The sequence below is a fragment of the Streptomyces geranii genome, assembly GCF_002954775.1.
Taxonomy (GTDB): domain Bacteria; phylum Actinomycetota; class Actinomycetes; order Streptomycetales; family Streptomycetaceae; genus Streptomyces; species Streptomyces geranii.
Genome location: NZ_PJME01000038.1, coordinates 50,713 through 77,039, shown reverse-complemented (window position 1 = coordinate 77,039; position 26,327 = coordinate 50,713). Strand labels below are relative to the sequence as shown.

Here is a 26,327-nt window from a genome sequence, read left to right as displayed (position 1 = left end):
CGGAAGGTGGCGCCCCAGGGCCGCGGGTGAGGGTGGTCTCGATCGAGGAGGCGGATGGCTCAACCCCGCAACCATCCCAGCCGTATTGATGTGCAGGTATGGGGAGTGCCTGGGATGCCGTCCCGGACCAGGACATGGCGGCACAGGCCGACGGATGGATGCGAGTACGGACCACATGGATGCAATCCACGATGACGTGGCGGAGTTCGCGCTACTGCTGACGCGTCTGAAGGGGCGTACAGACCGCAGTTACGCGGCGCTGGCCCGCCGTTTGGGCATGCACGCCTCCACGCTGCACCGCTACTGCGCCGGTGAGGCGGTTCCCATGGACTTCGCCGGGATCGAGCGGTTCGCCGCACTCTGCGGAGCCTCCCCCGAGGAACGCGTGGAGCTGCACCGCCGGTGGATCCTGGCGGTCGCGGCACGGCAACGAGCACGTCCATCCGATGCCCGGCGGGCAGCGACGCCCCACGACACCACGAGTACCTCGGCATCGGCCGCACCCGCGAGCCGCGTCAGCCCGCCGGACGAGGCACCCGAGCAGCCCTCACCGACCTCACCGGCTGACCGGGGACCCCGTGCCGGGCGCCCCCGGCGACGGTCCGCGCGATCGACAGCGACAGTACTGGCGGCCTTGCTCACCATCGCGCTCGCCGGCCTCACCACATCCGCTGCCGGGCCCCCCTCCGGTGGCGGTGAGTCGTCGGCCTCCGCCCGCACCGCACCGGAACCGTCGGCGCCGGCCCCGCTCACCTGGACGGCCAACTCCCAACTCTGGCAACTCGAATGCGACCACGACTACGTCATCGCCAAGCCACCGCAGCAGGTCCCACCGCCGCCGACCCCGGCGGACGCCGCGGTGTGGGCCGCGTCCCAGGGGGCGGTGCACGGGCGTACCACCAATCTGCGGATCACGGTGCAGGGCCGCAGCTCCGCCGCCGTCGTCCTGGAGGCACTGCATGTGCGGGTGGTCAACCACACCACCCCCGCCTCCCGCAGGGGCATCGCCTACTCCACGTATGAAGGCTGCGGCGCCATCCTCGTCCCCCGCCACTTCTCCGTGAACCTCGACGCGCGCCGCCCCCTGGCCCGTTCGATGCCCGGCAACAACCCGGACAGACCGGCCCCCGCGATCGACTTCCCTTACCAGGTCTCCCTGCGGGAGCCGGAGGTCCTGCTGCTCGCCGCGCGCACCGAGTCCTGCACCTGCGACTGGTACGTCGAACTCGACTGGTCCTCACAGGGTCGAACAGGCACGGTACGCATCGACGACGACGGCCGCCCGTTCCGCACCACCAGCATCAAGGACCTACCGCACTACTGGTACCGCGACCCCCGGGGCTGGGTCCCGATGACCTGACCGCCACCTACGAGAAGACGGAAACCGGCGACTGACGAGAACCGAACTCGCACTCTCAGCTCTGCTCTTACGGACACGCCATGGGCACGGGTGCCATCAGTGACCGGGGTATGTGTGAGCACAGCTGGTCCCGCGAATGTTGGTGACGTATTCTTCTATGTACATCACCAACATTGCGAGGGAGGTGCCACATGTCTGTAACCCAGATCGACATCGACGATGACGCCCTGGAACGTGCGATGGCTCTGTCCAAGGTCAGGACCAAAAAGGAAGCGGTCAATCTCGCCCTGCGCTTTTACGCCGAGCAGCAGGAGCGTGCAGCGCGCATCAGCCGTCACTTCGAACGTGCGCGTGAGTGGGGTGCCGTCGAGGACGCCGAGCGCCTGCACCGGGCGGAGAAGCACAGCCGGTGATCTACTTGCTCGACACATCCGGCCTGGTCCGGTTGCTCCGCGATCCAAAACTGCAATCGGCCTGGTACGACGCGATCGATGCCGGGGCCATCGCATCCTGTTACGCGCAACGCGCCGAGTTCCTCCACAGTGCCCGGAACGGACGCGAGTACGACGAGATCACGGAGATGTTCACTGATCTCTACCCGGACGTGTCGGTGCCGAAGAACGCGGGGCGCTGGATCGGCGCGGTGCAACACCGCATGGCCCAGGATGGGGAACATCGCAGTGCGTCGGCGGTGGACCTCGTCATCGCCGCCACCGCGGCCCATCACGGTCTGGCCGTCCTCCATGACGATGCCGACTACCGCGCTATCGCCCGTCATGCATCCGACCTGAGCGAGCACAACGTCCACGACACCGCCTGAGGTGCCTGCGCCGTTCCACAGGTTGCAGACGGCGAAGTCTTCCGAATGGGCGGCCGAGCGTTCTCCCGCGCGATGTGCCCCGGCTCGGCCGTCGGCGGCACTCGGACGGAGTGCGGCAACGCCCCCAGCCACTCGTTCGAGGGCTTGGCCGGACAGTGGTGGTGACGTTCCTCGATGTGCTGGTCGCCCTGGGCACAGAACACCCTGCCTGGTAGACGTGGGAGTTTCCGGTCGCGTGGGCCGAGATGCGCACCGAGCCGATGGACGACTGCTCACCGGGAGGAAGGAGTTCACGAGCCTCACTATGGCTTCTCCCCTCATATTCACCGTCACACTTACAAGTTGACCTGATCATTCGGAGTGCGGCGCATGCGTCGTCCTCTCAGTTCGAGTGCCGAGCCACGGTCTCCTGCGGCCTCCAGCGATTCCTCCAACACCTCGAAAGCGTCGAGGCATTCACGCCGCAGGTACGCCGGGAGGATGACGGGGAGCCTTGAATACACCGCGAGCGCTTCGTTGATCCTGTCCGGCACCCCACCCGGATTCCTCCGTCCTTCCACGCGTATCAGGGCGGCTCCGCAGAGGAAACGGACGAGTGCGACCTCCGCAGCCACGACACCGAGGGTGGCCCGGGGACGGATCAGGTCGGCCGCAAGGTCTGCCGTCGAGCATGCCTCGTCCCATTGCTCGGCTCCGCCCCGTGCGACTGCGAGGGTGTACGTCGCGATGGCCAGAGCGGGCCGGTATTCCTGACGGCCTCTGTCGACCCGGCGTTGGTCCAGCGCGACCAGTTCCTCGGCGATGGGTACCAGCTTCTTGCGATGTCGCAACTCCCGGTAGCGCGCGAAAAGGTAGTGGAGTCGGCCTTTCAGCAGGGGTTCAAAGCGGTCGGGCACGATGCTGGCGAGTTTCCTTGCGATCGCGGCGGATTCCTCCAGGGACGCAAGTGCCTCGTCCGTCCGGCCTGTTCTCCACAGGGCCCTGCCGAGGGTGTCAAGGGCATTGGCGAGGACTGGAGAGCAAACGGCTCCGTGGGCCTCGGCCAGGCGTCTGCGGAGGTTGAGGGACTCCTCCGCAGCATCGAGAGCGAGAGTGTCGTTGCCCCAGGCGGCGGCTGCTCGGCTGAGGGTCGCCAGCGCCGTGGCGAGTGCCTCGGTATGGGTGTTCGGGTCGGTCTCGTCGAGGTCCCTCAGGATGCGGACTGCTTCGTCGGCGGGAGCCAGTGCTTCCGACCCTCTGTCCAGGTGTACGGCCAGACAGTTTCCGACGTTGCTGAGTGCGACGGCCAGCCGGAGTCCGAACTCGCCAGGAGCATGGCGAGCGAGACTCCGATAGTGGGAGACCGCCTCCCGTGCGACATCCAGAGCAGCCTGATTCGCCCTGGTCAAGGAGAGGTGTTCGGAGAGATTGGACAGAGCGCCGGCGAGATGGGTGCGGCAGTCCTCCGCACCGTCTGCCATGAGCCGCCGCAGAAGAGCGACGGCCGCCGCACCATGGTCGACAGCTTCCGCACAGCGGCCGTTCTCACCGAGTGCTGCGCCCAACGCGGCGTTCACGAGCGCCCGTTGGCCGTCAGGGAAGAGGTGCGCCTTGTTCGACAGCCAGGTGAGGAGGGCGACGTAGCCGGCATTGAGGTCGACGGGACGACGCTGTGCGAGAAGCTCGTACAAGTCGAGTACCAGCACGCCGTCGAGGTCGTGCAGTTCGGTGAGGGCGACGATCGCGGCGCTTCCCGCTTCCAGACAGATCTCGGGGTGTTCGCGTAACAGGGGGATGAGGTGTTCGCGTGCGACATGGGGCCAGCGCTTGGCCGTCTCGGCCAATGTGGTGAGTGCGGTACGTGTCCAGGGGGTGCCGCCTGGTTTCAGGAGAAGACCGAGTGCCTGAGCGCTCCACGGGTCCGCCGGGAACGCGCAGTCGTGCCCTGGGGTCATCAGCGCCAGGAAGTCCTCGTTGAGCCGGTCCGGGTAGAGGGGTTCGAGTACGGAGTCCGCTCGGCTCGGTGCGTAGCACACCGCGTGATCCTTGATGAGCCTTCCCGGATGCTCCCACGACTCGACCGGAGCGGCCCGGAGAGCTGCTGTCCCATCCGCGTACGACGACGGCCCCGTCAGTGCCGCGATGTACATGACCTGGGACATCGTGTTCGGGTCGGCCTTGAGCAGGCCACGTTCGTGCAGGCGCGCCCAATGGTCGCGCTCGCGTGCCAGGAGGTAGGCCGAGAGCTTGTCGGGGTCGTCGGGCGCGGTGCTGTCCTGCACGGCCGCGAGGACGCTGGCGAGGGCGGACATGTGCAACGTCAGCGCCTGGTCGTAGGCGCTGTGGTCCTGGAGGCCGGAAGGGGGGCGGGGGAGGAGCGCGGCGGGGGCTTCGAGAGCGGCGGCGAAATGACGGAAGGCCTCGGAGAAGAGGGGCGCTCGGTCCGACGGGCGACTGACGAGAGGTTCGAGCCGGAGCGCTTCCGGCGCCATGTCGAAATTTCTGGTGACACGAGATTCGAGCAACTGCCACCACGTACCTGCTGACCGTGCCAGCAGCAATATCAGCACCGGTGCTGCTACGGGGGAGGACATGTCGTGGATGAGCCGGAGCAGATCATCGGTGTCCCACTCCTGGGCGTAGTCGACCACGATCAGCGCCCCTGAGGTGGTTCCAACCGGCGCGATCTCCGGTACGGGGCCAGTCGAGGAGTAAGGCTGCGGGACCGCGCGAAAGACGCTCCACCCTTCCTGCCGCCATATCCGGGCGGCCTGAGCGGCCAGTCGCGTCTTGCCCTGCCCCCCTGGCCCATGAATGAGCCGCAACGCGGCGTGCGGGCGTCCTCGACAGCTGTCCCGCCAAGAGCGCAGGGTGTCCAATTCGGTCTCCCGGCCGACGAAACCGACGATCTCATGCCCGGCTCGGAGCAACCGGCTGGGCTGAGCGCACGCCTCCTCGGCCGACAACGTCTGCGAGGCAGACGGCCACATCCTGAGCTCGTACGGCGCGCGCTCACCGTGCAGCACCACATCTCCGCCTGCTTGCACGATGCGCGCGAAGTCCGAGGCCGACGCGTACTGCGCCACTGCAACACTCCGAGGTACGAGGGGGAGATCCGCAGATGTCACGGCATCCCTGGGCGCTGAGCACCGTACCGGTAAGCGAGTGACTCAGTGGTGGCCCGTTTTCCCGGTGGGGACGGCAGTCCGCGGTGCCGCGGTGCCTCTCGGCCACCGGTCCGGACAACAAACAACCCCCGGGTCGTCGACCTGGGGGTTCGTGTTGGAGCGGGTGACGAGGATCGAACTCGCACTCTCAGCTTGGGAAGGTACGGCGCTTGGATAGGCCGCACGGCTCTGACCAGCGTGGATGCCTGGTGCTCGAAGTGGTCGTGGGGTCGGATCGCACCGCGGCTGACCGTGGTTCCCCGTTCTTACGGGCACACGGAGGGCACGGAACCTCGGAAGGGGAGAGGCCGGCGCTGTTGACGGTGCCACCGAGCATGGGCCTCCTTGTGCGGTGACCAACTGTTGAAGTGACGTTGCTGCTGCGTACGATTGGTCCCGGCTGGGTCATCGCGGAGGCGCCGTCGGAGAACGAAGCGGCGCTGTCCGCTACATGAAGGGCTACGCGGCGAACTCCAGGGCGACCTGGAGCTGACGTCCTCCCGACCTTCCCCGACCGCAACCTTGTCGCCCGTTGGCGAGTCTTGATCGTGCAAGTGTTCTCGCTTTCCACTCCCGTGGAGGAATTAAGTGGGCAGATATGCCCTCATTCGTGTCGGCTTGGCTGTCACTTCGCTGACCCTGACCATGAGCCTCGGCCCGCTGACAGCCGACGTCTACGCGGTCGCCGCCTCCGAGCTGGTCATCCCGGCGCAGACATCCCTGCTGCCGCAGACCGCGCTGTTCAGCGCCGGACCCTCGGGGTTCCTGCGCTATGAACCCGGCCGTGGCCATGTGTGGACCACCTACACAGGCGAGGACACGGTGGTGGACGCCTCGGCCGACGAGGTCTGGGGCATGCCGGAGTTCGGCGCCGGCTCGGACGTGGTCGCCCGCTACGACGGCAGCGCGCGGACCGTGACGCTGCGGGACATGGGGGCCGGGGGCGCGGTCACGACGATCGCGCTCCCCAAGGGTCACACCTACCGGGGGACGCTCGGGCGGACCGTCGTGACGACCGCCTGGACGGTCGACCGGCTGACCTGGCATCTGCTCGACCTCCAGGACGACGGCACCGTGGGCGACCGCGCGGTGTCGGGCGTCCCGGCCGACGTCTCCTCGGTGAGCACCGGCAACTCGCCCGTCGCCGACGCCCACGGCACGGTGGTGCAGTACTGGACGGGCAGCACGACCCGCAGCGGCTGGATCGACGCCGACAAGGGCACGTTCGTCGAGCTGCCGTACAACCCGACCATCAACACGACCGGGCGTGTGGTCCTCACCCCCACCCACCTGGTGTCGTGGGACGGCGTCGACACCGTCTCCGTCTACTCCCGCGCAGACCTGACCACGGCCGTCCGTACCGTGCCGCTGGAGAACGACTACGCGACCCACCTGCTGGGCATGGTCGGCGACCAGCTCCTGGTCTCCCGCTACGACTCCTCGCTGGGCGCCAAGGACGGCAGCCTGCCCGTCTGGCGGGTCGACGCGCTCGCCCCCGACGGCTCGACGACCAAGGCCGTGCTGGCCCGCTCGGAGAGCCTCGCCCTCGCCGTCCCCACCCCCGACGGCGGGCTCCTCGTGCCCGGTGGCGGCGCCGACACCGCCGACTTCGGGGTGAACCTGGTCCGCGCGGGCACCGACGGCACCCCCGTCGCCGAGAAGGTCGCCGCCTCCGTGCTGGACCCGGTGGCCGACCCGGTGCCTCAACTCACCCTGGACAAAGGCCGGTTGACAGTGACGGAACGGGACCGCGAGACCGGCCGTACATCCATGTACAGCCGGACGATCGGCAGCACCGGTGACACCCTCACGGTCGGCCCCCGCACCTCCCAGGGCCTCGTCACCACCTACGCGCCCAACCTCGTGGGCACCGGGGACGGCCGTACGGTCGTCTGGAACTCGTATCTCTCGGGCGACGACCGCGTCCCCCGGGTCGTCCAGCCGACGGGCACGCTGCCCGGCACAGCGATCGACCCCCAGCACAACTATGTGGTGGTGTTCGACGCCAAGGGCCGGCACGTCGCGATGGTCACCGAGTACACGGAGGCGACCGGTTCGCAGACGCGGGTGGTCGACCTCGACACCGGCTCCACGGTGCTCACCTCGGCGACGCACGGCAGGACGCTGTGGGGCACCACCCTGTGGGTGGCGGACGGCAACGACAGCGCCGCGCCGGTCGACGTCCGCACCGGCAAGCGCGGCGATTCAGTCTATTTCGGCCCGAAGTGCCTGCTGGAGAACCTCCAGGCCGTGGGACGCTGGCTGCTGTGGTCGTGCGTCGGCTCGGGCGAGAGCCAGGGCGTCTACGACACCGTCACCCAGACCAAGACCACCCTCACGCAGGGCGCTTGGGGGACCGCCAAGCTCGGCGACGGCTTCGTCGTCACCAGCGCCGGCGGCGAGCTGAAGGTGACCGACGTCCGCGGTGCCACGCCGGTGACGCACTCGGTGGCCACCCTCTCGGGCGGGGAGCCCTGGGACGTCGACCCGTACACCGGCCTGATCGCGTATGTCGACCGCAAGGAGAACACCCACCTGGTGCCCAGCGGCGTCCCCGTCTCGGCACTGTCCCAGCTCGACTCCTCCGTCGCGGGTTCGGTCGACGTCAAGGGCGGCGCTGTGCTCTGGAGCCCCAGGTGGTGGCTGTCGAAGTCGGCTGCCTCCTGGACACTCGTGCTCAAGAACAAGGCCACGGGGGCGACGGTGCGCACCTTGTCCGGCGGTACGGCACAGGGCGTGCTCTCGCCGTCGTGGAACGGCAAGGACACGGCCGGCAAGCTCGTCGCCAACGGCGCCTACACCTGGACGCTCACCGCCGCCCCGGCCGACGGCCAGGGCGCGACCCTCACCAAGACCGGCACGCTCAAGGTCACCGGCGCGACCCCGGTCCGACGGGACTTCGCCACCGCGGACGGCTTCGGCGAGGTGCTCACCCTCAACGGCTCGGGCGGACTGACGTACCAGCACGGCACCGGTACCGGCACCCTGACCGGTAAGAAAACGGGCTCCGGCTGGCCGACGAGCGCGAAGTTCGTGCCGTACGGCGACCTCAACAACGACCGGTGCAACGACGTCCTCGTACGCTACGGCAGCGGTGCGCTGCGCGCCTACCGGCCCGCGTGTGGGGCGGCGGTGACCCCGACGACGGCGTACACCTCGCTGGGCACCAGCGGCTGGACGCAGTACGACGTGCTGACCTCGCCCGGGGACGTCAGCGGTGACGGCCGCGCGGACCTGATCGTACGTCAGGCCTCCACCGGGGACGTCTACCTGTACAAGGCGACGAGCGCGGGCAAGCTGTCGGCGCGGACGAAGATCGCCTCCAAGTGGACGGGCTACAAGAAGATCGTGGGTGTCGGCGACCTCAACGGCGACGGCCACGGCGACCTGCTGGCGCAGGACAAGTCAAACGAGCTGTGGCGCTACGACGGCACCACGACGGGCAAGTTCAAGAGCCGGGTGAAGGTCTTCAACGACTGGGGGGCTTCGTACAACGTCATCGTCGGCGTGGGCGACATCACCGGCGACGGCAGGGCCGACGTCGTCTCCCGCGACACCTCCGGTGCCCTCTACCGCAACAACGGCAACGGCAAGGGCTCCTTCAGCGGCCGCACCAAACTCGCCACCGGCTGGCAGAGCTACAAGGGCGTGTTCTGACCCACGCCACACGCCCCTTCTCCCCGGCGGGGCGAACTCCCCGCCGGGGAAAGAGGGCGCCACACCCGCGGAGGGCTACTGCACCCTGAGCCGACGGGGCGCGGAGTCGACAAAAGGTCTGGACGGCAAGAAGCCCCAGGCCACTGGCCTGGGGCTTCAAATAGAGCGGGTGACGAGAACCGAACTCGCACTTTGTTGCCTGGTCCAGAGACCAGGTTGCGAGTGCACACACCTTCCCAATGCCCTCCGATGCTGTACAGGTGCTCTCTGCAGGGGAGGGTGAACCCGGCGCTGCGATTTCCCGTAGTTGTCGTTCCTGAGTGGCTGACGATCTCGGTGAAGCCGAGCTCTATGTGCTTGCCAGTCGCGTGGTGCCGCGTGCGCACCGCGGACCTGCGAGTCCGTCGGCTGACGGATGCGGCGGGGTGCGCACGGTCACCGCCTCGCGTGATTGAGAGCGGCAGTCAGGGCGTGATTGCAAGCGTTCGTAGGGCTGCCGCCGAAGCGACCAGGCCCCGCCGCTCCAGCCTGGCGATCACGTCGTCCACTGTGCCTGGCGGCTTTCGCCAGCTGTCCGCGATCCTCTGTACCGCGCCGTGGACGACCTGCGGGGCCAGATCGATCTGTGTCTCCAGGAAAGCGTCCGGATGCACAGCTTCGACGTCCCAGGGGGCCAGGGCATCGGTAGGGAAGGCCTTCAGGTTGAAGGTGACGACGACCTGTGCCTCGGCCCGGATCGCTGCGGCCAGGACATGCCGGTCGTCCGGGTCCGGCAGCTTCACGGCATCGATCAGTGGTTCGTGTCCTCTGACCAGGCAGTCCCGGATTGCAGCGCTCCGACTCGAACGGCAGCCGAGTGAGGCCGTCGCGACTGCACACATGGCGGCATTCGGATGCAGTAGCGCGCATCAAGCACCCTGCTGCGGACTTCGAGTCGAGGACTCCTTGGGCCTCGACTCGCACGAGGCCGATGCGCACGAGGGCGAGGGCGTGCCCCGCGCCGTGCGGAGCGCCGGCGTCTTCGGGCCGGAGGCCGCCGCCGTGAGGCACCCCTCCGGGCCGCCCACCATCCCGTCCGTCCCGCGCCCGCCGGCCCCTCGCGCCAGGCCACGGCCACGGTCTCCCCCTCCCGCCCGCTCACGCCCCCGCTCCGAACGGTTGCGCGGCCACGAACGCCGGACCCGTCCGTCCGGCGGCCCCCGAGCCGTCGGGGCCGCCCGACCCGCCCGCGCCCAGTGACTCCGCCGTCCTTGGGGGGGCGTCGGCGGGGTAGGGCCGGGAGTGGCCCGGCCGACCGGCCGACCCCTCCGGCTCGCCGTCCTCCAGGAGCCCCCTGGAGCCCGCTCGTACCAGAACGGCAACAGAGGAGGAGCTCGCCGATGACTCGGACGAGGGGGTCGAGGTGGTACCCGAGACGGACGCCCCGGCCGCCGAGAACTCGCCCGCGGGGCTGCCGACGTCCGCTCCCCGGACCGGCGCCGATGCCCCCCTCGACCGCTCCGACCGGCGGATTCCCGTGTTCACACAGGGCGTGGGGCCGGCTCTGGTGGGCCTCGGCATCGGCTTCCTCGGGGTGCGGATGCGCCGCCGCTGGGCGGCTCGCGACGGCCCCGGGTCCCCCTTGAGTCGGACCTCCGGCGTCCACCTCAGGACGCTTGTCCACGCGGGCTTACTCGGTATACATACTTGGTATGTCCATCCGTCACGGGCTCCTCGCCCTCCTCGAACGCGGCCCGCGCTACGGCTCACAGCTCCGTACGGAGTTCGAGTCCCGCACCGGCTCCACCTGGCCGCTCAACGTGGGTCAGGTCTACACGACGCTCAGCCGGCTCGAACGCGACGGCATGGTCGTGCAGGACGGTGAGGACGAGGCCGGCCACCCGCTCTACGCGATCACCGACAGCGGTCGCGTCGAACTTCGCAGCTGGTTCGAGCACCCCGTCGACCGCACCAGCCCGGCCCGTGACGAGCTGGCCATCAAGCTGGCCATGGCCGTCGGGGCGCCCGGGGTCGACATCCGTGACGTCATCCAGTCCCAGCGCCGGCACACCGTGAAGGCCATGCAGGACTACACCCGGCTGAAGGCGCAGGCCCTCACCGCCGTGGAGAAGAACGGGGACCGGGAGCGGGACGACATCGCCTGGCTCCTCGTCCTGGAGCAGCTGATCTTCCAGACCGAGGCCGAGGCGCGCTGGCTCGACCACTGCGAGTCCCGGCTGATCCGTCTCTCGTCGACCGCCCAGGCGGCGGGGCCGGAGCCGGCCCCGCCGGGGGCGGTAACGGGAGCGGCGGGGACGGGGACGGGGGCGCGGGCGGAGGCCGGGGCAGAGGAGGCCGCACGCCACCGCCCGTGACGTCCGCCCTTCCCGACCGGCCCTGAGCACCCGAACGACCGGACCCACAGGGCCGACCGGACCCACAGGGCCGACCGGGTCCACCGGGTCCACCCGACCCACCGGGTCCACCCGACCCACCGGCTCCACCCGACCCACATGAAGACTCCGACCACCCGACCAGACACATACCGTACGCACGGCGCTGCCAAGGACCGACCGTCTGTCGCACCGACGTCCGTCCGTCGCACCGACGTCCGGCCGTTCGCCGGCGTACGCCCGAGGGGGAACCATGTCCACACAACAGCAGCAGCCCGTGCTGAGTCTGCGGAACCTGACCCGCGTCCACGGCTCCGGCGCCACCGAGGTGCACGCTCTGCGCGGCATCGACCTCGACGTCCACCCCGGTGAACTCGTCGCCGTCATGGGCCCGTCGGGCTCCGGCAAGTCCACCCTGCTCACCATCGCCGGCGGCCTCGACAACCCCACCTCCGGGCAGGTCTTCGTCGAGGGCACCGACATCACCGCCCTCGGCATCAAGGGGCTCGCCGCCCTGCGCCGCCGCAGCATCGGCTACGTCTTCCAGGACTACAACCTCATCCCGGCCCTCACCGCCGCCGAGAACGTGGCCCTGCCCCGCGAACTGGACGGCATATCGGCCCGCAAGGCCCGCGCCGAGGCCCTCGCCGCCCTCGCCGAGATGGACCTCGGCCAACTCGCCGACCGGTTCCCCGACGAGATGTCCGGCGGCCAGCAGCAGCGCGTGGCCATTGCCCGCGCCCTTGTCGGCGACCGCCGGCTCGTCCTTGCCGACGAGCCCACCGGCGCCCTCGACTCCGAGACCGGCGAGTCCGTGCTGGCCCTGCTGCGCTCCCGCTGCGACGCCGGAGCCGCCGGCGTCATGGTCACCCACGAGCCGCGGTTCGCCGCCTGGGCCGACCGGGTCGTCTTCCTGCGGGACGGCGCCGTCGTCGACCAGACCATACGCAGCGACGCCGACTCCCTCCTGGCCGGCCGGGCGGCCCAGCTGTGACGACCTGGTTCCACTCCTGGCGGGCCGCGGTCCGCATCGCCCGCCGTGACGCCTGGCGCTCCAAGGGCCGCAGCTTCCTCGTCCTCGCCATGATCGCGCTGCCGATCCTGGGCGTGAGCGCCCTGGATCTGACCGTGCGCAGCGCCGAACTCACGCCCGCGCAGCGGATGGAGCGCACCCTGGGCGCCGCCGACGCTCGCTTCTCCGACCCCCGGACGGGCGGCGTGGCCATCCTGCAGGACCCCGAGGGCGAGATGCACACCCCGGCCGGGGACTACGACTCGCCGGGCAAGTCCTGGCCCGACGGCCCGACGGATGTCACCAAGGCCATCCCGGCCGGTTCGGCGGTGCTGACCGACAGCAGCGGCAGCGCCAAGCTGACCACCAGGCACGGTCTGCTCCAGACCGAGGTCCGTGAGCTGGCCGCCGCCGATCCCGTCGCCCGGGGCATCATGCGGCTGCGGGAGGGCCGCTTCCCCGAGAAGAACGGCGAGATCGCCGCGACCACTCGGTTCCTGGAGAGCAGCGGGCTGTCCGTCGGCTCCACCCTCACCGCCCGCGGCTTCGACCGCGCCTATGTGATCAGCGGCTCGTACGAGCTGCCCAGCGACCTCACGGCAGAGCAGGTCAACGCCCTGCCGGGGGCCTTCCTCGCGCCGTACGCCAAGGCGGTCGAGAAGGCCGGACTGTCGAAGCCCGACATCTCCACCACCTACCTGGTGAAGAAGGCCGGTGGTTTCACGTGGAACACGGTCCAGGCGATCAACGCCAAGGGTGTCCTGGTCACCTCGCGCGCCGTGGTCCTCGACCCGCCCGCCGACTCCAAGGTGCCGCTCTACCAGAAGGAAGACTGGGGCACCTACGAGAGCAGCGGGGGCGCCGATGCCGCCGCGCTCGCCGCCGTGGGTACGGTCGTCGGCCTGGCGATGCTGGAGATCTGCCTGCTCGCCGGTCCCGCCTTCGCCGTCGGCGCCCGTCGTTCCCGCCGCCAGCTGGGCCTGGTCGGCGCCAACGGCGGTGCCCGCAGCCACATCCGGGCCATCGTGCTGAGCGGCGGCCTGGTCATCGGCGTCGCGGCGGCCCTGGTCGGCATTGTCCTCGCCCTGATCCTGACCTTCGCCCTCCGGCCGCTCCTCGAGGACTACATGGGACAGCGGTTCGGCGGCTTCACCGTCAGGCCGCTGGAACTGCTCGCCATCGCCGCGCTCGCCGTCCTCACCGGCCTGCTCTCCGCGATCATCCCGGCCGTCACCGCCTCCCGGCAGACCGTCCTGGCCGCTCTCACCGGCCGTCGCGGCGTGCGCCGCAGCAACCGCGTGCTGCCGCTGATCGGCTTCGGCGCTGTCCTGCTCGGTGCGGCCGTCGCCCTGTACGGCTCGGTCGTCTCCGACCAGTTCGTGCTGGTCGCGGGTGGCTCGGCCATCGCCGAGCTGGGTGTGGTCGCCATGACGCCCGCCCTGGTCGGTCTGTTCGGCCGGGCCAGCCGCTGGCTGCCGCTCTCGCCGCGCCTCGCCCTGCGGGACGCCGTCCGCAACCGGGGCCGTACGGCACCCGCTGTCGCCGCCGTCCTGGCCGCCGTCGCGGGCACCGTCGCCGTCTCGACGTACGCCGCGAGCCGCGACGCCCAGAGTCTGGCCGAGTACCGGGCCAGCCTGCCGTACGGGGCCGGCGCCGTGCTCGTCACCGAGGAGGGCGGCCGGGACGTCCCCGCGGTCCGCGACGCCGTGCAGCGGACGCTCCCCGTCGACGTCCGCGCCGACGTGTTCCGGATCGCCGTCGGCAAGCCCGGCTGCGACCCGTACGGCGAGGGTGCGGGCTGTGGCCGCTTCGAGGTCGTCACCCCGCCGGCCAACGAGTGCCCGCTGTGGGTCAGCACCCCCGACGGCTCCGACCCGGCGGAGAAGTACACCAAGGAGCAGCGGCGCGCGCTCGCCAAGGACTGGCGCTGCCTCTCGCACGACGGCAACGGCATCTACGTAGAGGGCGGTCTCCTCGTCGCCGACGCCCCGCTCCTGAAGGTCCTCGGCATCGACGACCCGGGCGCGGCCAAGGCCCTCGCCGACGGAAAGCTCCTCAGCTTTCACAGGCCCCAGGTCGACAGGAACGGCGCCGTCGGCATCAAGCTGATCACCGACCCGAAGGCCGCCGACCGCGCCGTCGAGCAGAACAAGCCGGTCCCGGGCGAGCTGAAGTCCTTCCCCGCCTACCAGGTGCCCGGTTCGCCCGACTCCTACGGAGTGCAGAGCGTGCTCAGCCCCGCCGCCGCCAAGGCCGCCGGACTGACCACTGTCCCCCTCGGCGCCTTCTTCAGTACCGACCGGATTCCCAGCACCGAGCAGCGGCAGAAGCTCGACGCCGAGATCGCCAAGCTCGGCAGCAACGTCGAGCTGACCGTGGAGCAGGGCTGGGTCGACGAGAACGGGCTCGTCCTGCTCGCGCTGGCCGTCTTCGCCGGCCTCGTCACCATCGGTGCGGCCGGCATCGCCACCGGTCTCGCCCAGGCCGACGCGGAGGCCGATCTCAAGACGCTCGCCGCGGTCGGCGCGCCGCCCCGGGTGCGCCGCATGCTCAGTGGCTTCCAGTGCGGTGTGGTCGCGGCGATGGGTGTGGTCCTCGGCTCGGCGGCCGGTGTCCTGCCCGCGGTCGGGCTGCGGCTCACCGAGGAGCGCGAGCAGATGCGCTTCTACCAGCAGGCTCTCGACAGCGGCTGGGGCGGCGCGGGTGACGCCCCGCCGTACGTGCCGATCGTCGTCCCCTGGGAGACACTTGCCGCCCTCCTGGTGGCCGTGCCCCTCGGCGCCGCCCTGCTGGCCGCGCTGGTGACCCGCTCGCGCGGGGCGCTGGCCCGCCGCGCCGCGCACTGAGCCTCCGTTGCCGGACCGTGCCCCTGGACGAGGGCGGATCACCCTCGTCCAGGGGCACACCGTGTGGGAAAGCACGCGTGCGAGAGAACGGCGGCATGGAGATGCCGAGGAATGACAGGTCGCAGGAGAGCCCCCAGGTCCTCATCCTGGGCCAGGACGGGATGGCCCGCGGCGGCACTGACCAGGGATCACCTTCGGTCCCGGCCGTACTCCTTGGTCGGTCTGCACGCTGTCGCGAACCAGGAAGGCCGACAGGGCACGCCACGTGGTGACGGCGAGGTAGTCCCCGTCCGGAGGGATGCTGCTCGAAGCCGGCCAGCGCTTCCGGGCATCTCTACCTCTGGGCGCGACGACCGTTGCGCGGGGCCCGGTCTCGGGGTGCGGGAGTACTCGCAAACCGCAGCAACGACACCCCTATGAAACAAGCCCCAGGTCGCTGACCTGGGGCTTCAAGAAGAGCGGGTGACGAGAATCGAACTCGCACTCTCAGCTTGGGAAGCCACGGCGCTTGGGGAGCCGGATAGCCTCTGACCTGGTCATACGTTTTCTTGCGTGGCGACCGGGAGGGCACGATCGCACCGTAGTTGACCGTGGTTTACCGGTCTTATGGGCACGCTATGGGCACGGAGTCGGCCAGGAGGCACGGAAGGCTCCTCCTGGGGGCTTGACGAACCACCGAGCTGTGGGAGAGCGCCGGCCGGAAGGCGCCGTTGCGGGAGCACACGGAGCAGGTCTCAACGGCGGCCGAACCAGCCTTGGTCTGACGGATCGCTCGCTGTCCTCGGCGTCGACGGCTACGGGTCCGCCGACGCGCCTGCGGGATCACGGGGATCAGACGCGTCCTCCTCGTCATCGAAGGTGACGTTCGGCTCGTCGCAGGTGAGCAGGGATCCGTCGGTCAGCTCGATCACCGAGGAGGAGCGGACAAGTGTCACCTGATGACCATCAGGTGACCGCCACCCACCGGGCGCTTTGTCGGATGCCGGGAAACGATGGGAGACATCACCGCGAGCAACCAGCCGCCGCAGCACCGCGCGAATGCCCGAACCGCGCTGGAAGGACACGTCATGACCGCGACCGCGCCCAAGGCTCCGACTGCACCAGGGGTGCGGTCCTGGTGGGGGATCCCGTACGCCACCGCCGAGCGGTACCGCCGCCCCGTGGTCGCGGACTTCGATCCCGACCGCCCCTATGACCGCAAGGGCGTCGTCTCAGTCCAGCCCGACAGCGGCGACTGGCTCGAAGCGGACAGCGGGATGGGCGAGGACTGCCTGAACCTGAACGTGTGGACCCCCGAGCAGCCGGCCGGCAAGGCGCTTCCGGTGGCCGTGTACATCCACGGCGGCGGATTCGAGTTCGGCGCGAACACGCAGATCACCTCGAACGCCGCCGGTCTCGCCGCGACGGGGCGTGTGGTGGGTGTGTCGGTCAACTACCGGCTCGGTGCCCTGGGCGCGCTCTCGCTCTCCCAGTACGGCGGCGCCTTGGCCGAGGCCAGCAACCTCTTCCTCCAGGACATCATCGCCGCGCTCACCTGGATCCAGCGGAACATTGCCCACTTCGGCGGCGACCCCGACAACGTCACCGTCTACGGCCACAGCGCCGGTGCCTACTCCACCTTCGGTCTGCTCGGCGCCTCCTCCGCCGACGGCCTGTACCGGCGGCTGGCCGGGTTCTCCGGCGGGCCCGCTCGTAGCGTCCCGGCCTGGTGGGCCGAGGAGCTCGCGCACCGGTTCGTCACCGAACTCGGCGTGGCGGACAACCCGGAGAAGCTGCTCGACCTCGACGCGGTCTCCCTGAGGGACGCCCTGCGCAGGGTCGCTCCGACGGACCTCGGAGTCCGCGGCGGTGTGGACAACCAGGCCACCGGCGTCGTCCTGGACACCGGGCAGCCGGGCGCGGTGGTGCACGCCCATCCCATGGACGTCCTCGCCTCGGGCGCGCACCGCGATGTCGACGTGCTGCTGAGTATGGCGAGTGACGACATGGGTTGGTGGGTGGCGAACGACCTCGACCGCTTCGACCCGCACGCCCTCGACCGCGTCGTCGACGAGGTTGCGGGGTGGCGTATTTCCCGCTCCCGCGCGGAGAAGATCGTCAACGCCTACGACCAGGGCGGCCGTACCCCGGCCGAGGTCCGCGCAGCGCTCATGGCGGACTACCTTTTCGCGCTCCCGGCCGTCCGCGGTGCCCTGGCGCACGCCGCCGCGGGCGGCAATGCGCATCTGCTCGTGATCGGGCCCGCCGAGGGCGCGCCGGCCGTGCACGGCACCGAGATGTACGCCCTGGTCGGCCAGGACAAGCCGGGCCGCAGCGCCGAGCAGGCCGAGCGGGACACGCGTATCCGCGACATCGTGCTCGACTTCGCCACCGGTGAGCAGTTCCGTCTGTGGCCCGCCGTCACGGACAAACCCACCTCGGAAAGCGTCGGCAACCCGCCCTTCGAGGCCCATGCCCACTACCAGGCGGCCCTCGACCTGTGGGAGGGCATCGACCGTCCCTGACGGTCACCGCGCGATCCCGAGATGCGCAACGGCGCAGGGCCACCACTGACTGATCACCCGGGCACCTGTGCCTGGAGCCCCGGCTCCGTTTTCACATTCCCGGGGGACGAACAGAACAAGGAGTTCGGCATGAGCCAATCGACAGCAACCGGCGGCGCCGCACCCGCGACGATGCGGGCCGTCGTCGTCACCCGGCCCGGCGGCCTCGACGCACTGGAGATCGAGGATGTGCCGGTGCCCGTCCGCAAGCCCGGCTGGGTGCGGATCAAGGTGAAGGCGTTCGGCGTCAACGAGTCCGAGGTCACCACCCGCAAGGGCGAGTCGGACGCGGTGGTCACCTACCCGCGCGTGCCCGGCATCGAGGGCGTCGGCGTGGTCGACGAGGCCGACGAGGACAGCGGGCTGCGGCCCGGACAGCAGGTGGCCACGATGATGGGCGGCATGGGCCGCTCCTACGACGGCGCGTACGCCCAGTACGTCACCGTCCCCGCCGGGCAGGTCATCCCGTTCGAGACCGGCCTGCCGTGGGACGTCGTCGGCGCGCTGCCCGAGATGTTCCAGACCGCCTACGGATCCCTGACCCGCGGCCTGGACCTCAAAGCCGGGCAGACGCTGCTGATCCGCGGCGGCACCTCCACGGTCGGGCTGAGCGCGGCCACCATCGCGAAGGACCTCGGCGCCACCGTCATCTCCACCACCCGCAGCCCCGGCCGGGCCGGGGAACTGCGGGCCGCCGGCGTCGACCATCCCCTCGTCGACAACGGCACCCTCGCCGACCAGGTGCGCGAGCTGATCCCGGACGGCGTCGACGCCGCCCTGGAACTGGTCGGCTGCTCGGTCCTCCCCGACACCCTGCGCACCGTCCGCCGGCACGGCACCGTCTGCTTCACCGGAGCCCTGGCAGGCCAGTGGTCCATCCCGGACTTCACCCCGTTCATGATCCCCTTCGGGGTACGCCTGACCTCCTACGGCGGTCAGGCCAGCGACCTGCCGGCCGACGTCTTCGCCCACCAGCTCCAGGCCATCGCCGCCGGACGCCTCAACGTCCCGGTCGCGAAGGTCTACCACGGCCTGGAACAGGTCCGAGACGCCCAGGCCGACCTCGAATCCGGCACCACGCCGGGCAAGCACGTCGTCGTCCTGGATTCCTGGGACGACTGAAGGAAACACATCCCCTGGTTCGCCGACAGGCACCGGCGGGGGCACGCACAAAGAAAGGGAGGACGCCGTGGGCGTCAACAGGGAAGAAGTCAGCAAGACCATCATCGAGCTGGAGAAGTCGTACAACGAACGCTTCAGCGTCGGTGACCCGGGCGGCTACCTGGACGGCTTCGCGGACGAGGTGAGCTACTTCGACCCGATCCTCGAGAACATCGTCGTCGGCAAGGAGAAGACCGTCGCGTGGCTGTCGTCCATCTACTCCAACCCGCACATCGTGCGCAGCGAGTACCTCAACCCGACGGTCCACGTCGGCGACAGCGGCGACTTCGCCGTCCTGGCTTACAACCTGAAGACCTACGTGCTCGACGAGGACGGCAACGAGAAGCAGCGGCGCGCCTGGAACGCCACGCACGGCTACCGGCTCGTCGACGGCCGGTGGCTCATCGTGCACTCCAACTGGGCGTTCTCCCAGACCGTGACCGAAAGGATCGCCTCCTGACCGCGGCGCAGCCTGTGTTCCTCAGCCTGACCGGGTTCCTCCGGCATGGCGAGCGGGGCCCCGACTGTGCCACCGGCATCCGGCCAGTGGTCGTCCCAGCCCGCACCGATCAGCTCCGAGACACGCCCCGCGACACCAGCGCACCCGAACGACCGAACGACCGAACGTCAGGATCCCGTGATGACCGACACCGCAACCGACGCCTACAGCTCCTTCACCGTGACCGACCTGGAATCGACCCGCACCTTCTACCACGACGTACTCGGGCTGCAAGTCGAAGACCGGGACGCAATGCTCACCATCCGCCTCCCCGGCGGTGCGAGCACCGTCGCGTACGCCTCCCGCAACCACCAACCGGCACGATTCACCATCCTCAACATCGTCGTCCCTGACCTCCCCGCTACCGTCGCGGACCTCACCCGACGCGGCGTGGATTTCGAGCACTATGAGGGAGTGCAGATCGACTCGGACGGGATCTACCGCGCCAACGGCCCCTGGTTCGCCTGGTTCACCGACCCCTCCGGCAACGTTCTTGCCGTCTGTGAACGCGACCTCCGCACGGCCGACGCGAGGCGTACCGGATGATCGACGGCGAGTGGCACGTCGGGCACTCCCACTGGGCGTTCACGCAGACCGCGAAGGCAGCCGTCTCCTCCTGACGGGCATGGCGCCTCCGCCGCGTCTGCGTCACGCCCCGGTCCTCGCCTCGCGGGCAGCGAAGGCGGCGGGGGTGAGGCCGGTGCGGTCGCGGAAGAAGCGGCCGAAGTTCGCGGGGTCGCTGAAGCCCAGGTGGACGGCCACCGTCCGGGCGTCCCACCGGGCACCTCCCAGCAGACGCCGGGCTTCGAGGAGGCGCCGCTCGTCGATGAGTTCACGTACCCCCTTGCCGGTGGCGTCCCGGGCCGCGCGGCTCAGGGTGCGGACCGAACAGCCGAGCAGCTCGGCGTAGTCCGCGGCTTGGTGCAGTTCCCGGAAGTGCAGTTCCAAGGCGTCCAGGAAGCGCCCGTACCTGTCGGCGCGGCCCGCGCCGGTCGTGGCCGTGCCGACGGGGGAGATTCCGGGGGAGTCGGCCAGGCGCAGCAGCAGCGATTCGAGCAGGCTGCGGCGCAGGGCGTGGTGGATGTCGAGGGGGCGCCGCCCGAGTGCGCGGTGTTCGTCCAGGAGCTGGAGTGCCGTCTGTTGGAGCCAGGCGGCGTCGTCGGCTTGCGGGCTCAGCACGGCAGGGGCGTCGTGCGCGGTGAGCGGGGCCAGCAGACGGGCGATGTCGGGCCGCAGTACATCCGGTTCGAACAGGACGAACGGGCCGCGGGCGGAGCCGGGCGGATGCCAGCACAGTGTGTGTCCGGGACGCACCCACAGCCACTGGCCGGGGGTGACGGTCCGCGTGACGTGGTCGACGTCGTGCCGCAGCTCGCCCTCGGTGACCGCGATGAGGTAGTGGAAGGTGGCGCGGACCGGACGGGGCGGGTTCCACGGCCAGTCGTCGTGCTGGGCGAAGAACCCCTCGACGGTGTTCACCTCCAGGCCGTAGGGAGTACCGACCGGGGGCTGGAAACCGTACAGCGGAAGCGCGGCCGGTTCAGCCCGTCCGCTTGGGCTGGGGTGTCGCTTGTCGACCATCATGTGTCCGCAGTCTACGGCGCCTTATGTCGGTTTCGGGGAGAGGGTGGGAGGTGCCGCCACGACCGCGCGGCGCGCCACTCGCGTCATGGGGTGCCCAGCCCGCGCTCACCCGATGCCCGATGAAGGAAACGTTCATGAACGAAACGACCCTGCACAAGACCGCCGCCGCCTGCGCCGAGGAGCTTCCCGGAGCCCAGCTGGAGCATCCCTTCGGTGACGACTGGGAGGTCTTCAAGGTACGAGGCAAGGTGTTCATGCTGATGACCGAGGTCCCCGGGCGTCCCGTCGTGATCCTCAAGGCGGACCCCGGCGAGGCCCACTCCCTGCGGCAGCAGTACAGCCACATCACCCCCGGCTACCACATGAACAAGAAGCACTGGATCACCCTGGAGGGTGGGGAGGGCGTCGACGAGGAGCTCGTCGGGGAGCTCGTCACCGACTCCTACCGGCTCGTCGTCGCCCACCTGCCCAAGGCCGAGCAGCCCGTCGACCCGCACACCTACGGCACCGGCACGCGGGCGGCCCGGTGAGCGCGGCCGGTGACCGGCTCCAGGACACCGCCCGCCAGGCGGCCCTCGCCCTTCCCGACGTCAGCCACGGCTACCCCTTCACCTCCGGCCTCGACGTGTACAAGGTCGCGGGCAAGGTGTTCCTGATCGTCACCGACGACCCGGACGACCAGATCATCACGGTCAAGTGCGAACCCGAACACGCCCGCGCTCACGCACACGGCTACGCCTCGATCACACCGGGCCGCTATCTCGACAAACGCCACTGGATCTCACTCGGTCCTGGTCCCGGCATCACCGAGCGGCTGGTCGCCGACGCGGTCGAGGATTCCTACGACCTGGTCGCCGGGCGGCTGCCGCGAAGCGACCGCCCCGGTGCCCGATGAGCACCGCGACCTTCCCCGCGAACGGCTGAGCCGACGCCTGTCAGTGCCCCGTGCAAGGCTCGCCCCGTCCGCACCCGTCCGCACCCGCCCGCTTCCGACCCGAGAGACCGATGGAACCGACCGAAGCGACCCTGCCGCTCTTCGACGAGGAGCCCTCCCGACCCCTCGCCGACCGCCTGCGCCCCACCCGGCTGGAAGATGTCGTCGGGCAGGACCACCTCCTTGGCCCGGATGCCCCGCTGGGCCGCATGGTCGCCCAGCAGCGCCTCGGCTCCGCCATCCTGTGGGGCCCGCCCGGCGTCGGGAAGACCACCATCGCCCGCCTCCTCGCGGACGCCGGCAACCTGGCCTTCGAACCGGTGTCCGCCACCTTCTCCGGCGTGGCCGATCTGCGCAAGGTCTTCGCCGCCGCACGCAGTCGGCGCGGCATCGGCCGGGCCACCCTGCTGTTCGTCGATGAGATCCACCGCTTCAACCGTGCCCAGCAGGACAGCTTCCTGCCCTACGTCGAGGACGGCACGGTCACCCTGATCGGCGCCACCACGGAGAACCCGAGCTTCGAACTCAACGGCGCCCTCCTGTCCCGCACCCAGGTCCTCGTCCTCAAGCGCCTCGACGAAGCGGCCCTGTCCATGCTCCTCGACCGCGCCGAGCAGCTCACGGGCCACCGGCTGCCCCTGGACGACGACGCCCGCCGCGCCCTGGTCGCCATGGCGGACGGCGACGGCCGCTACCTCCTCAACATGGCCGAACAGCTCCAGGCCCTCCCGGACACCGAGATCGCCCTGGACACCGCCGGGCTCGCCCATCACATCCAGCAGCGGGCCCCGCTGTACGACAAGGCGCAGGAGGGCCACTACAACCTGATCTCCGCGCTGCACAAGTCGATGCGCGGCTCCGACCCGGACGCGGCCCTGTACTGGCTCGCCCGCATGCTCGACGGCGGCGAGGACCCGCTGTTCGTCGCCCGCCGCCTGGTCCGCTTCGGATGCGAGGACATCGGCATGGCCGACCCGCACGCCGTCCAGCAGGCCCTCGCCGCCTGGGACGTGTACGAGCGACTCGGCTCCCCCGAGGGCGAGTTGGCCATCGCCCAGGCCGTCGTCTACCTCGCCACCGCCCCCAAGTCCATCGCCGTCTACCGCGGCTTCAACGCCGCACACCGAGCAGCCCGGAACACCGGCTCACTCATGCCACCCGCCCACATCCTCAACGCCCCGACCCGGCTGATGAAGGACCTCGGCTACGGCAAGGACTACCAGTACGACCCGGACACAGCCGACGGCTTCTCCGGCGACGACTACCTCCCCGACGGCATGGACCGCGAGACGTACTACCAGCCCACCCGCAACGGCTACGAAGCCCAGATCACCGAGCGCCTGCGCCACTGGGCCGCCCTGCGCGCCCGCCGGCAACGCGGCTGACCGGCCGACGGGTTCTCAGGGCGGGAACCGGACCCCGGGGCACTCCTTGCGTCGATGGTAAGTGGATCGACTTGCCTTATGGGTGAAGTGAGGGCTACCTTCAGATGGTGAGTCCATCGACTTACCTTACGACTCGGCAAGGAACAATCAACATGAATCGTCTTGCGGGCAAGCGCGCCCTCATCACCGGCGGCACGAGTGGGATCGGTCTGGAGACCGCGAAGCGTTTTGTCGCGGAGGGGGCCGACGTGCTGGTCACAGGGGTCACCCCGGCCAGCATCGACAGGGCGCGGCAGGTCCTCGGGGACAAGGTGCCGGTGGTGCAGGCCGACGCACGCGATCTCGATGCGCAGCGCGGCCTGGCGGAGCGGGTGCGTGAGCACTTCGGGGAGCTGGACGTGGCGTTCCTGAACGCCGGCGTCTCGGACTGGCGGCCGTTCGAGGACCACACGGAGGACAGTTTCGACCGGCTCTTCGACATCAACGTGAAGAGCGTCTTCTTTCTCACGCAGGCCCTGGTGCCCGTGCTGGCCGACTCGTCCTCGGTCATCCTCAACGCGTCCAACAGCGCGCACGGCGGCTACGGGCAGTCGAACGCCTACGCCGCCACGAAGGCGGCCGTCGGCTCCCTGATGCGGTCGTGGAACGCGGACCTGCTCAGGTCGCACGGCATCCGGTTCAACGCGATCAGCCCCGGCCCGGTGAACACCCCGCTGTACTCGAAGCTCGGGATCGAGGATCCCGCGCAGCAGTCGGCGGTTCTGGAGGCGATCAGCTCCGGCATCCCGCTGGAACGCATGGGTATGCCCGGGGAGGTCGCGGAAGCCGTCGTGTACCTGGCCTCCGACGCCTCGGCCTTCACCGTGGGCCAGGACCTTATCCTGGACGGTGGCCAGACCGTTCTCTGACAGCGAGGACGCGGCTGGGAGACGGACGAGGGGCGTGGGTATGTCGGTGGCGGACCGTGACCGAACGGAATCCGGTGGCGATACGTGCCAGGCCGGGTATCACGCGCAGATCAAGGCGGAGAACCGCGCGCGCATCATCCGCGCCGCCCGCGACCTCTTCCTCGCCCGGGGATACGACAAGACCTCCCTGGCCCAGATCGCCCGGGAGGCCCGCGTCTCCACCGGCACCCTCTTCAAGCGATACCCCACCAAGGCCGCGCTGTTCGCGGCCGTCACCTCCGAACAGTGGCAACTGGACGTGCAGTACGCCGAACCGCCCCCGCCCGGCGATCCCCGGTACGGTCTGGACCACATCGGCCGCGACTACGCCTGCCTGGTCTCGCGGCCCGGCACGGCGGCGCTGTGCCGCCTCATCATCACCGAGCTTCCCCAGATGCCGGAACTCGCCGACATCGTCGGCACCGGCTTCGCCATCGACCGCGGCCCCTTCTTCGACCGGCTCCGCGACTACCTGGACGCCGAAACGCAGGCCGGCACACTCGACTTCCGTTCGGCCGACGGACAGCCACAGCCGGCATCCGCAGTGGCCGAACAGTTCCTCGGCATGATCTGCGGCCAGCTCCTGTGGCCCCAACTCGTACGCACCGACTTCGTCCCGCCCGACCCCACCGACACCACGATCGTGGACGAAGCCGTCGCCCTCATGCTCACCCGCTATCGCACCGGATCCTGAATCCCGGACCACCGGTTCACGCTGCCAGAACCCCCGATACGTCGCCCTACCGGGACAGGCGCGGGTACGGGTGACTCGACCGACAACGAACGCCGGGGGACAAGCCGCTGACGCCCTGCGGTTCTGGTCTCCCGGCTGCGACGGTGAGGGTGGCGTCCGAGGGGGCGTGGAAGCCGTGTCACTTCTTGGTCGTTGTCACCTCCAGACCGAAGACCTTCTCGGCGTGGCCGTGGAGGTACAGCTCCCTGGCGGTGTCACTGAGGTGGAGGGTGTCGAGGTCGGCGAGGGCCTTGTCGGCGGTGATCATGGGGTAGTTGGTGCCGAAGAGGACCTTGTGGTGGTCGCTGCCGAGGTAGTTGACCAGTTCGGGCGGGATGCGCTTGCTGGTGTAGGCGGAGGTGTCGATGTGGACGTTCTCGTGCTTGCGGGCGACGGCGATCATCTCCTCCGTCCACGGGTAGCCGATGTGCCCGGCCACGATGGTGAGTTCGGGGAAGTCGAGTGCCACGTCGTCGAGGTACGGGATCGGCCGACCGGTCTCGGAGGTGCGCAGTGGGCCGGTGTGGCCGACCTGGGTGCAGAAGGGGATGTCGAGGTGGACGCACTCGGCGTACAGCGGGTAGTAGCGGCGGTCGTTGGGCGGCCAGCCCCACAGCCAGGGGACCACGCGCAGCGCCTTGAAACCCAGTTCGTCGACACAGCGGCGCAGTTCGCGTACCGCCTCCATCGGCTTGCGCAGGTCGACAGAGGCGACGCCGACGAGCCGGTCCGGGGCGTGGGCGGTGAAGGCGGCGACCTCGTCATTGGAGATGAGGGCGCCGTCGGGCCCGTACCAGGCGCTCAGCAGGGAGATGTCCACGCCGCCGGCGTCCATGGCGGCGATCGTCAGGTCGACGGGCAGTTCCTCGGTGAGGGTGTCGGCCCCGGTCCAGCGGCGCAGGGAGGCGAACATCTCGTGCTGGATGAAGCGCAGCGTGGGGTGCTGGGCCCAGACGTCGATGACGGTCATGCGACGGCACCGTCCTTTCGTAGTGCGGTGATCTCGGCGGTGGACAGGCCCCGGTCGGCGAGCGCGGAGTCGGCGTGCTCGCCGGAGCGGGGCAAAGGGGCGGCGACGCCCCGGGGGCACGGGAGAAGCATGGGGCCGGAGCGGGCGGACGCGCACCGCGGCCCCGGTTGGGTCTGACGGCATGGGCGGGATCGGTGCGCTGGACAGGCGTGAGAGCGTCATCCGCGCGGCGAATCGCACGTAGGGACCACCGACCGCGGCACCGCCACCGCGGCGATCGCACGCAGGGGCCACCGCGGCACCGCCACCGCGGTGATTCGCCGGGCGGGTGGGCGTCATGCGGTCGTATCTGGTCCGG

General features: G+C 69.9%; 22 protein-coding genes and 1 pseudogene. 17 read left to right on the top strand and 6 right to left on the bottom strand.

What is annotated here, in order from left to right; all coding sequences use genetic code 11:
• The first annotated feature begins 175 nt into the window (after window positions 1-175).
• The 3 genes from CW359_RS32900 (at window position 176) to CW359_RS32890 (ending at window position 2,180) form a co-directional block, all read left to right on the top strand.
• Entirely contained in the window at window positions 176-1,360 is a 1,185-nt protein-coding gene (locus CW359_RS32900; RefSeq protein ID WP_105973872.1) for a helix-turn-helix domain-containing protein, read from the top strand.
• Window positions 1,361-1,551: 191 nt separating this feature from the next.
• A complete protein-coding gene (locus tag CW359_RS32895) occupies window positions 1,552-1,773 on the top strand; it encodes a type II toxin-antitoxin system VapB family antitoxin (RefSeq protein ID WP_105973854.1) in 222 nt (73 codons plus the stop codon).
• Entirely contained in the window at window positions 1,770-2,180 is a 411-nt protein-coding gene (locus tag CW359_RS32890; RefSeq protein WP_105973853.1) for a PIN domain-containing protein, read from the top strand. Before CW359_RS32895 ends, CW359_RS32890 begins: the two co-directional genes overlap by 4 nt.
• Before the next feature lie 335 nt (window positions 2,181-2,515).
• Here CW359_RS32890 and CW359_RS32885 read toward each other — a convergent pair whose 3' ends face one another.
• Entirely contained in the window at window positions 2,516-4,810 is a 2,295-nt protein-coding gene (locus CW359_RS32885) for a tetratricopeptide repeat protein (protein WP_332875006.1), read from the bottom strand.
• 1,134 nt (window positions 4,811-5,944) lie between these two features.
• On the opposite strand from CW359_RS32885, the gene CW359_RS32880 reads away from it, so the two are divergent.
• Window positions 5,945-8,983: an FG-GAP-like repeat-containing protein gene (locus CW359_RS32880; RefSeq protein ID WP_105973851.1), complete on the top strand. Its 3,039-nt coding sequence runs from the start codon at window positions 5,945-5,947 to the stop codon at window positions 8,981-8,983.
• 464 nt (window positions 8,984-9,447) lie between these two features.
• On the opposite strand, the gene CW359_RS32875 is transcribed toward CW359_RS32880, so the two are convergent.
• Complete coding sequence (locus CW359_RS32875) at window positions 9,448-9,765, bottom strand: VapC50 family PIN domain-containing toxin (RefSeq protein WP_105973850.1); 318 nt, start codon at window positions 9,763-9,765, stop codon at window positions 9,448-9,450.
• Window positions 9,766-10,674: 909 nt separating this feature from the next.
• Here CW359_RS32875 and CW359_RS32865 point away from each other — a divergent pair.
• The 4 genes and pseudogenes from CW359_RS32865 to CW359_RS46805 all read left to right on the top strand — a co-directional run.
• Complete coding sequence (locus CW359_RS32865) at window positions 10,675-11,337, top strand: PadR family transcriptional regulator (protein WP_105973849.1); 663 nt, start codon at window positions 10,675-10,677, stop codon at window positions 11,335-11,337.
• A 271-nt stretch (window positions 11,338-11,608) separates the two neighbouring features.
• Window positions 11,609-12,349: an ABC transporter ATP-binding protein gene (locus tag CW359_RS32855; protein WP_105973848.1), complete on the top strand. Its 741-nt coding sequence runs from the start codon at window positions 11,609-11,611 to the stop codon at window positions 12,347-12,349.
• A complete protein-coding gene (locus CW359_RS32850; RefSeq protein ID WP_105973847.1) occupies window positions 12,346-15,213 on the top strand; it encodes an FtsX-like permease family protein in 2,868 nt (955 codons plus the stop codon). Before CW359_RS32855 ends, CW359_RS32850 begins: the two co-directional genes overlap by 4 nt.
• A 95-nt stretch (window positions 15,214-15,308) precedes the next feature.
• Window positions 15,309-15,392: pseudogene (locus tag CW359_RS46805) on the top strand (DUF2587 domain-containing protein); the annotation flags it as partial.
• Between the two features lie 615 nt (window positions 15,393-16,007).
• Here CW359_RS46805 and CW359_RS45525 read toward each other — a convergent pair.
• Window positions 16,008-16,148, bottom strand: a complete 141-nt coding sequence (locus CW359_RS45525) for a hypothetical protein (RefSeq protein WP_157968694.1) — start codon at window positions 16,146-16,148, stop codon at window positions 16,008-16,010.
• Between the two features lie 132 nt (window positions 16,149-16,280).
• Between CW359_RS45525 and CW359_RS32840 the strand changes: the two genes are divergently transcribed.
• From CW359_RS32840 to CW359_RS32825, 4 genes are all read left to right on the top strand, one after another.
• Window positions 16,281-17,717: a carboxylesterase family protein gene (locus CW359_RS32840; protein WP_105973871.1), complete on the top strand. Its 1,437-nt coding sequence runs from the start codon at window positions 16,281-16,283 to the stop codon at window positions 17,715-17,717.
• 129 nt (window positions 17,718-17,846) lie between these two features.
• Window positions 17,847-18,878: an alcohol dehydrogenase catalytic domain-containing protein gene (locus CW359_RS32835; protein ID WP_105973846.1), complete on the top strand. Its 1,032-nt coding sequence runs from the start codon at window positions 17,847-17,849 to the stop codon at window positions 18,876-18,878.
• Window positions 18,879-18,945: 67 nt separating this feature from the next.
• Window positions 18,946-19,377: a YybH family protein gene (locus tag CW359_RS32830; RefSeq protein ID WP_105973845.1), complete on the top strand. Its 432-nt coding sequence runs from the start codon at window positions 18,946-18,948 to the stop codon at window positions 19,375-19,377.
• Window positions 19,378-19,557: 180 nt separating this feature from the next.
• Window positions 19,558-19,962, top strand: a complete 405-nt coding sequence (locus CW359_RS32825) for a VOC family protein (RefSeq protein ID WP_105973844.1) — start codon at window positions 19,558-19,560, stop codon at window positions 19,960-19,962.
• 102 nt (window positions 19,963-20,064) lie between these two features.
• Here CW359_RS32825 and CW359_RS32820 read toward each other — a convergent pair whose 3' ends face one another.
• Window positions 20,065-21,000: a helix-turn-helix domain-containing protein gene (locus CW359_RS32820; RefSeq protein ID WP_105973843.1), complete on the bottom strand. Its 936-nt coding sequence runs from the start codon at window positions 20,998-21,000 to the stop codon at window positions 20,065-20,067.
• 134 nt (window positions 21,001-21,134) lie between these two features.
• Here CW359_RS32820 and CW359_RS32815 point away from each other — a divergent pair, with 134 nt between their 5' ends.
• The 5 genes from CW359_RS32815 to CW359_RS32795 all read left to right on the top strand — a co-directional run bounded on the left by CW359_RS32815 (window position 21,135) and on the right by CW359_RS32795 (window position 24,960).
• The gene (locus CW359_RS32815) at window positions 21,135-21,530 is read left to right on the top strand and encodes an MmcQ/YjbR family DNA-binding protein (protein ID WP_105973842.1); all 396 of its coding nucleotides are present in this window, start codon (window positions 21,135-21,137) and stop codon (window positions 21,528-21,530) included.
• Window positions 21,527-21,895 carry an MmcQ/YjbR family DNA-binding protein gene (locus CW359_RS32810; protein ID WP_105973841.1) on the top strand — a complete coding sequence of 123 codons (369 nt, stop codon included), beginning with the start codon at window positions 21,527-21,529 and terminating at the stop codon, window positions 21,893-21,895. The genes CW359_RS32815 and CW359_RS32810 overlap by 4 nt, the downstream gene beginning before the upstream one ends.
• Window positions 21,896-22,005: 110 nt before the next feature.
• Window positions 22,006-23,319, top strand: a complete 1,314-nt coding sequence (locus tag CW359_RS32805) for a replication-associated recombination protein A (protein ID WP_105973840.1) — start codon at window positions 22,006-22,008, stop codon at window positions 23,317-23,319.
• A 152-nt stretch (window positions 23,320-23,471) separates the two neighbouring features.
• Window positions 23,472-24,227, top strand: a complete 756-nt coding sequence (locus CW359_RS32800; RefSeq protein WP_105973839.1) for an SDR family oxidoreductase — start codon at window positions 23,472-23,474, stop codon at window positions 24,225-24,227.
• A gap of 40 nt (window positions 24,228-24,267) precedes the next feature.
• A complete protein-coding gene (locus CW359_RS32795; RefSeq protein ID WP_105973838.1) occupies window positions 24,268-24,960 on the top strand; it encodes a TetR/AcrR family transcriptional regulator in 693 nt (230 codons plus the stop codon).
• 178 nt (window positions 24,961-25,138) lie between these two features.
• Here CW359_RS32795 and CW359_RS32790 read toward each other — a convergent pair whose 3' ends face one another.
• Window positions 25,139-25,969: an amidohydrolase family protein gene (locus tag CW359_RS32790; protein WP_105973837.1), complete on the bottom strand. Its 831-nt coding sequence runs from the start codon at window positions 25,967-25,969 to the stop codon at window positions 25,139-25,141.
• The gene (locus tag CW359_RS47185) at window positions 25,966-26,100 is read right to left on the bottom strand and encodes a hypothetical protein (RefSeq protein WP_269805615.1); all 135 of its coding nucleotides are present in this window, start codon (window positions 26,098-26,100) and stop codon (window positions 25,966-25,968) included. The genes CW359_RS32790 and CW359_RS47185 overlap by 4 nt, the downstream gene beginning before the upstream one ends.
• Window positions 26,101-26,327 lie beyond the last annotated feature (227 nt).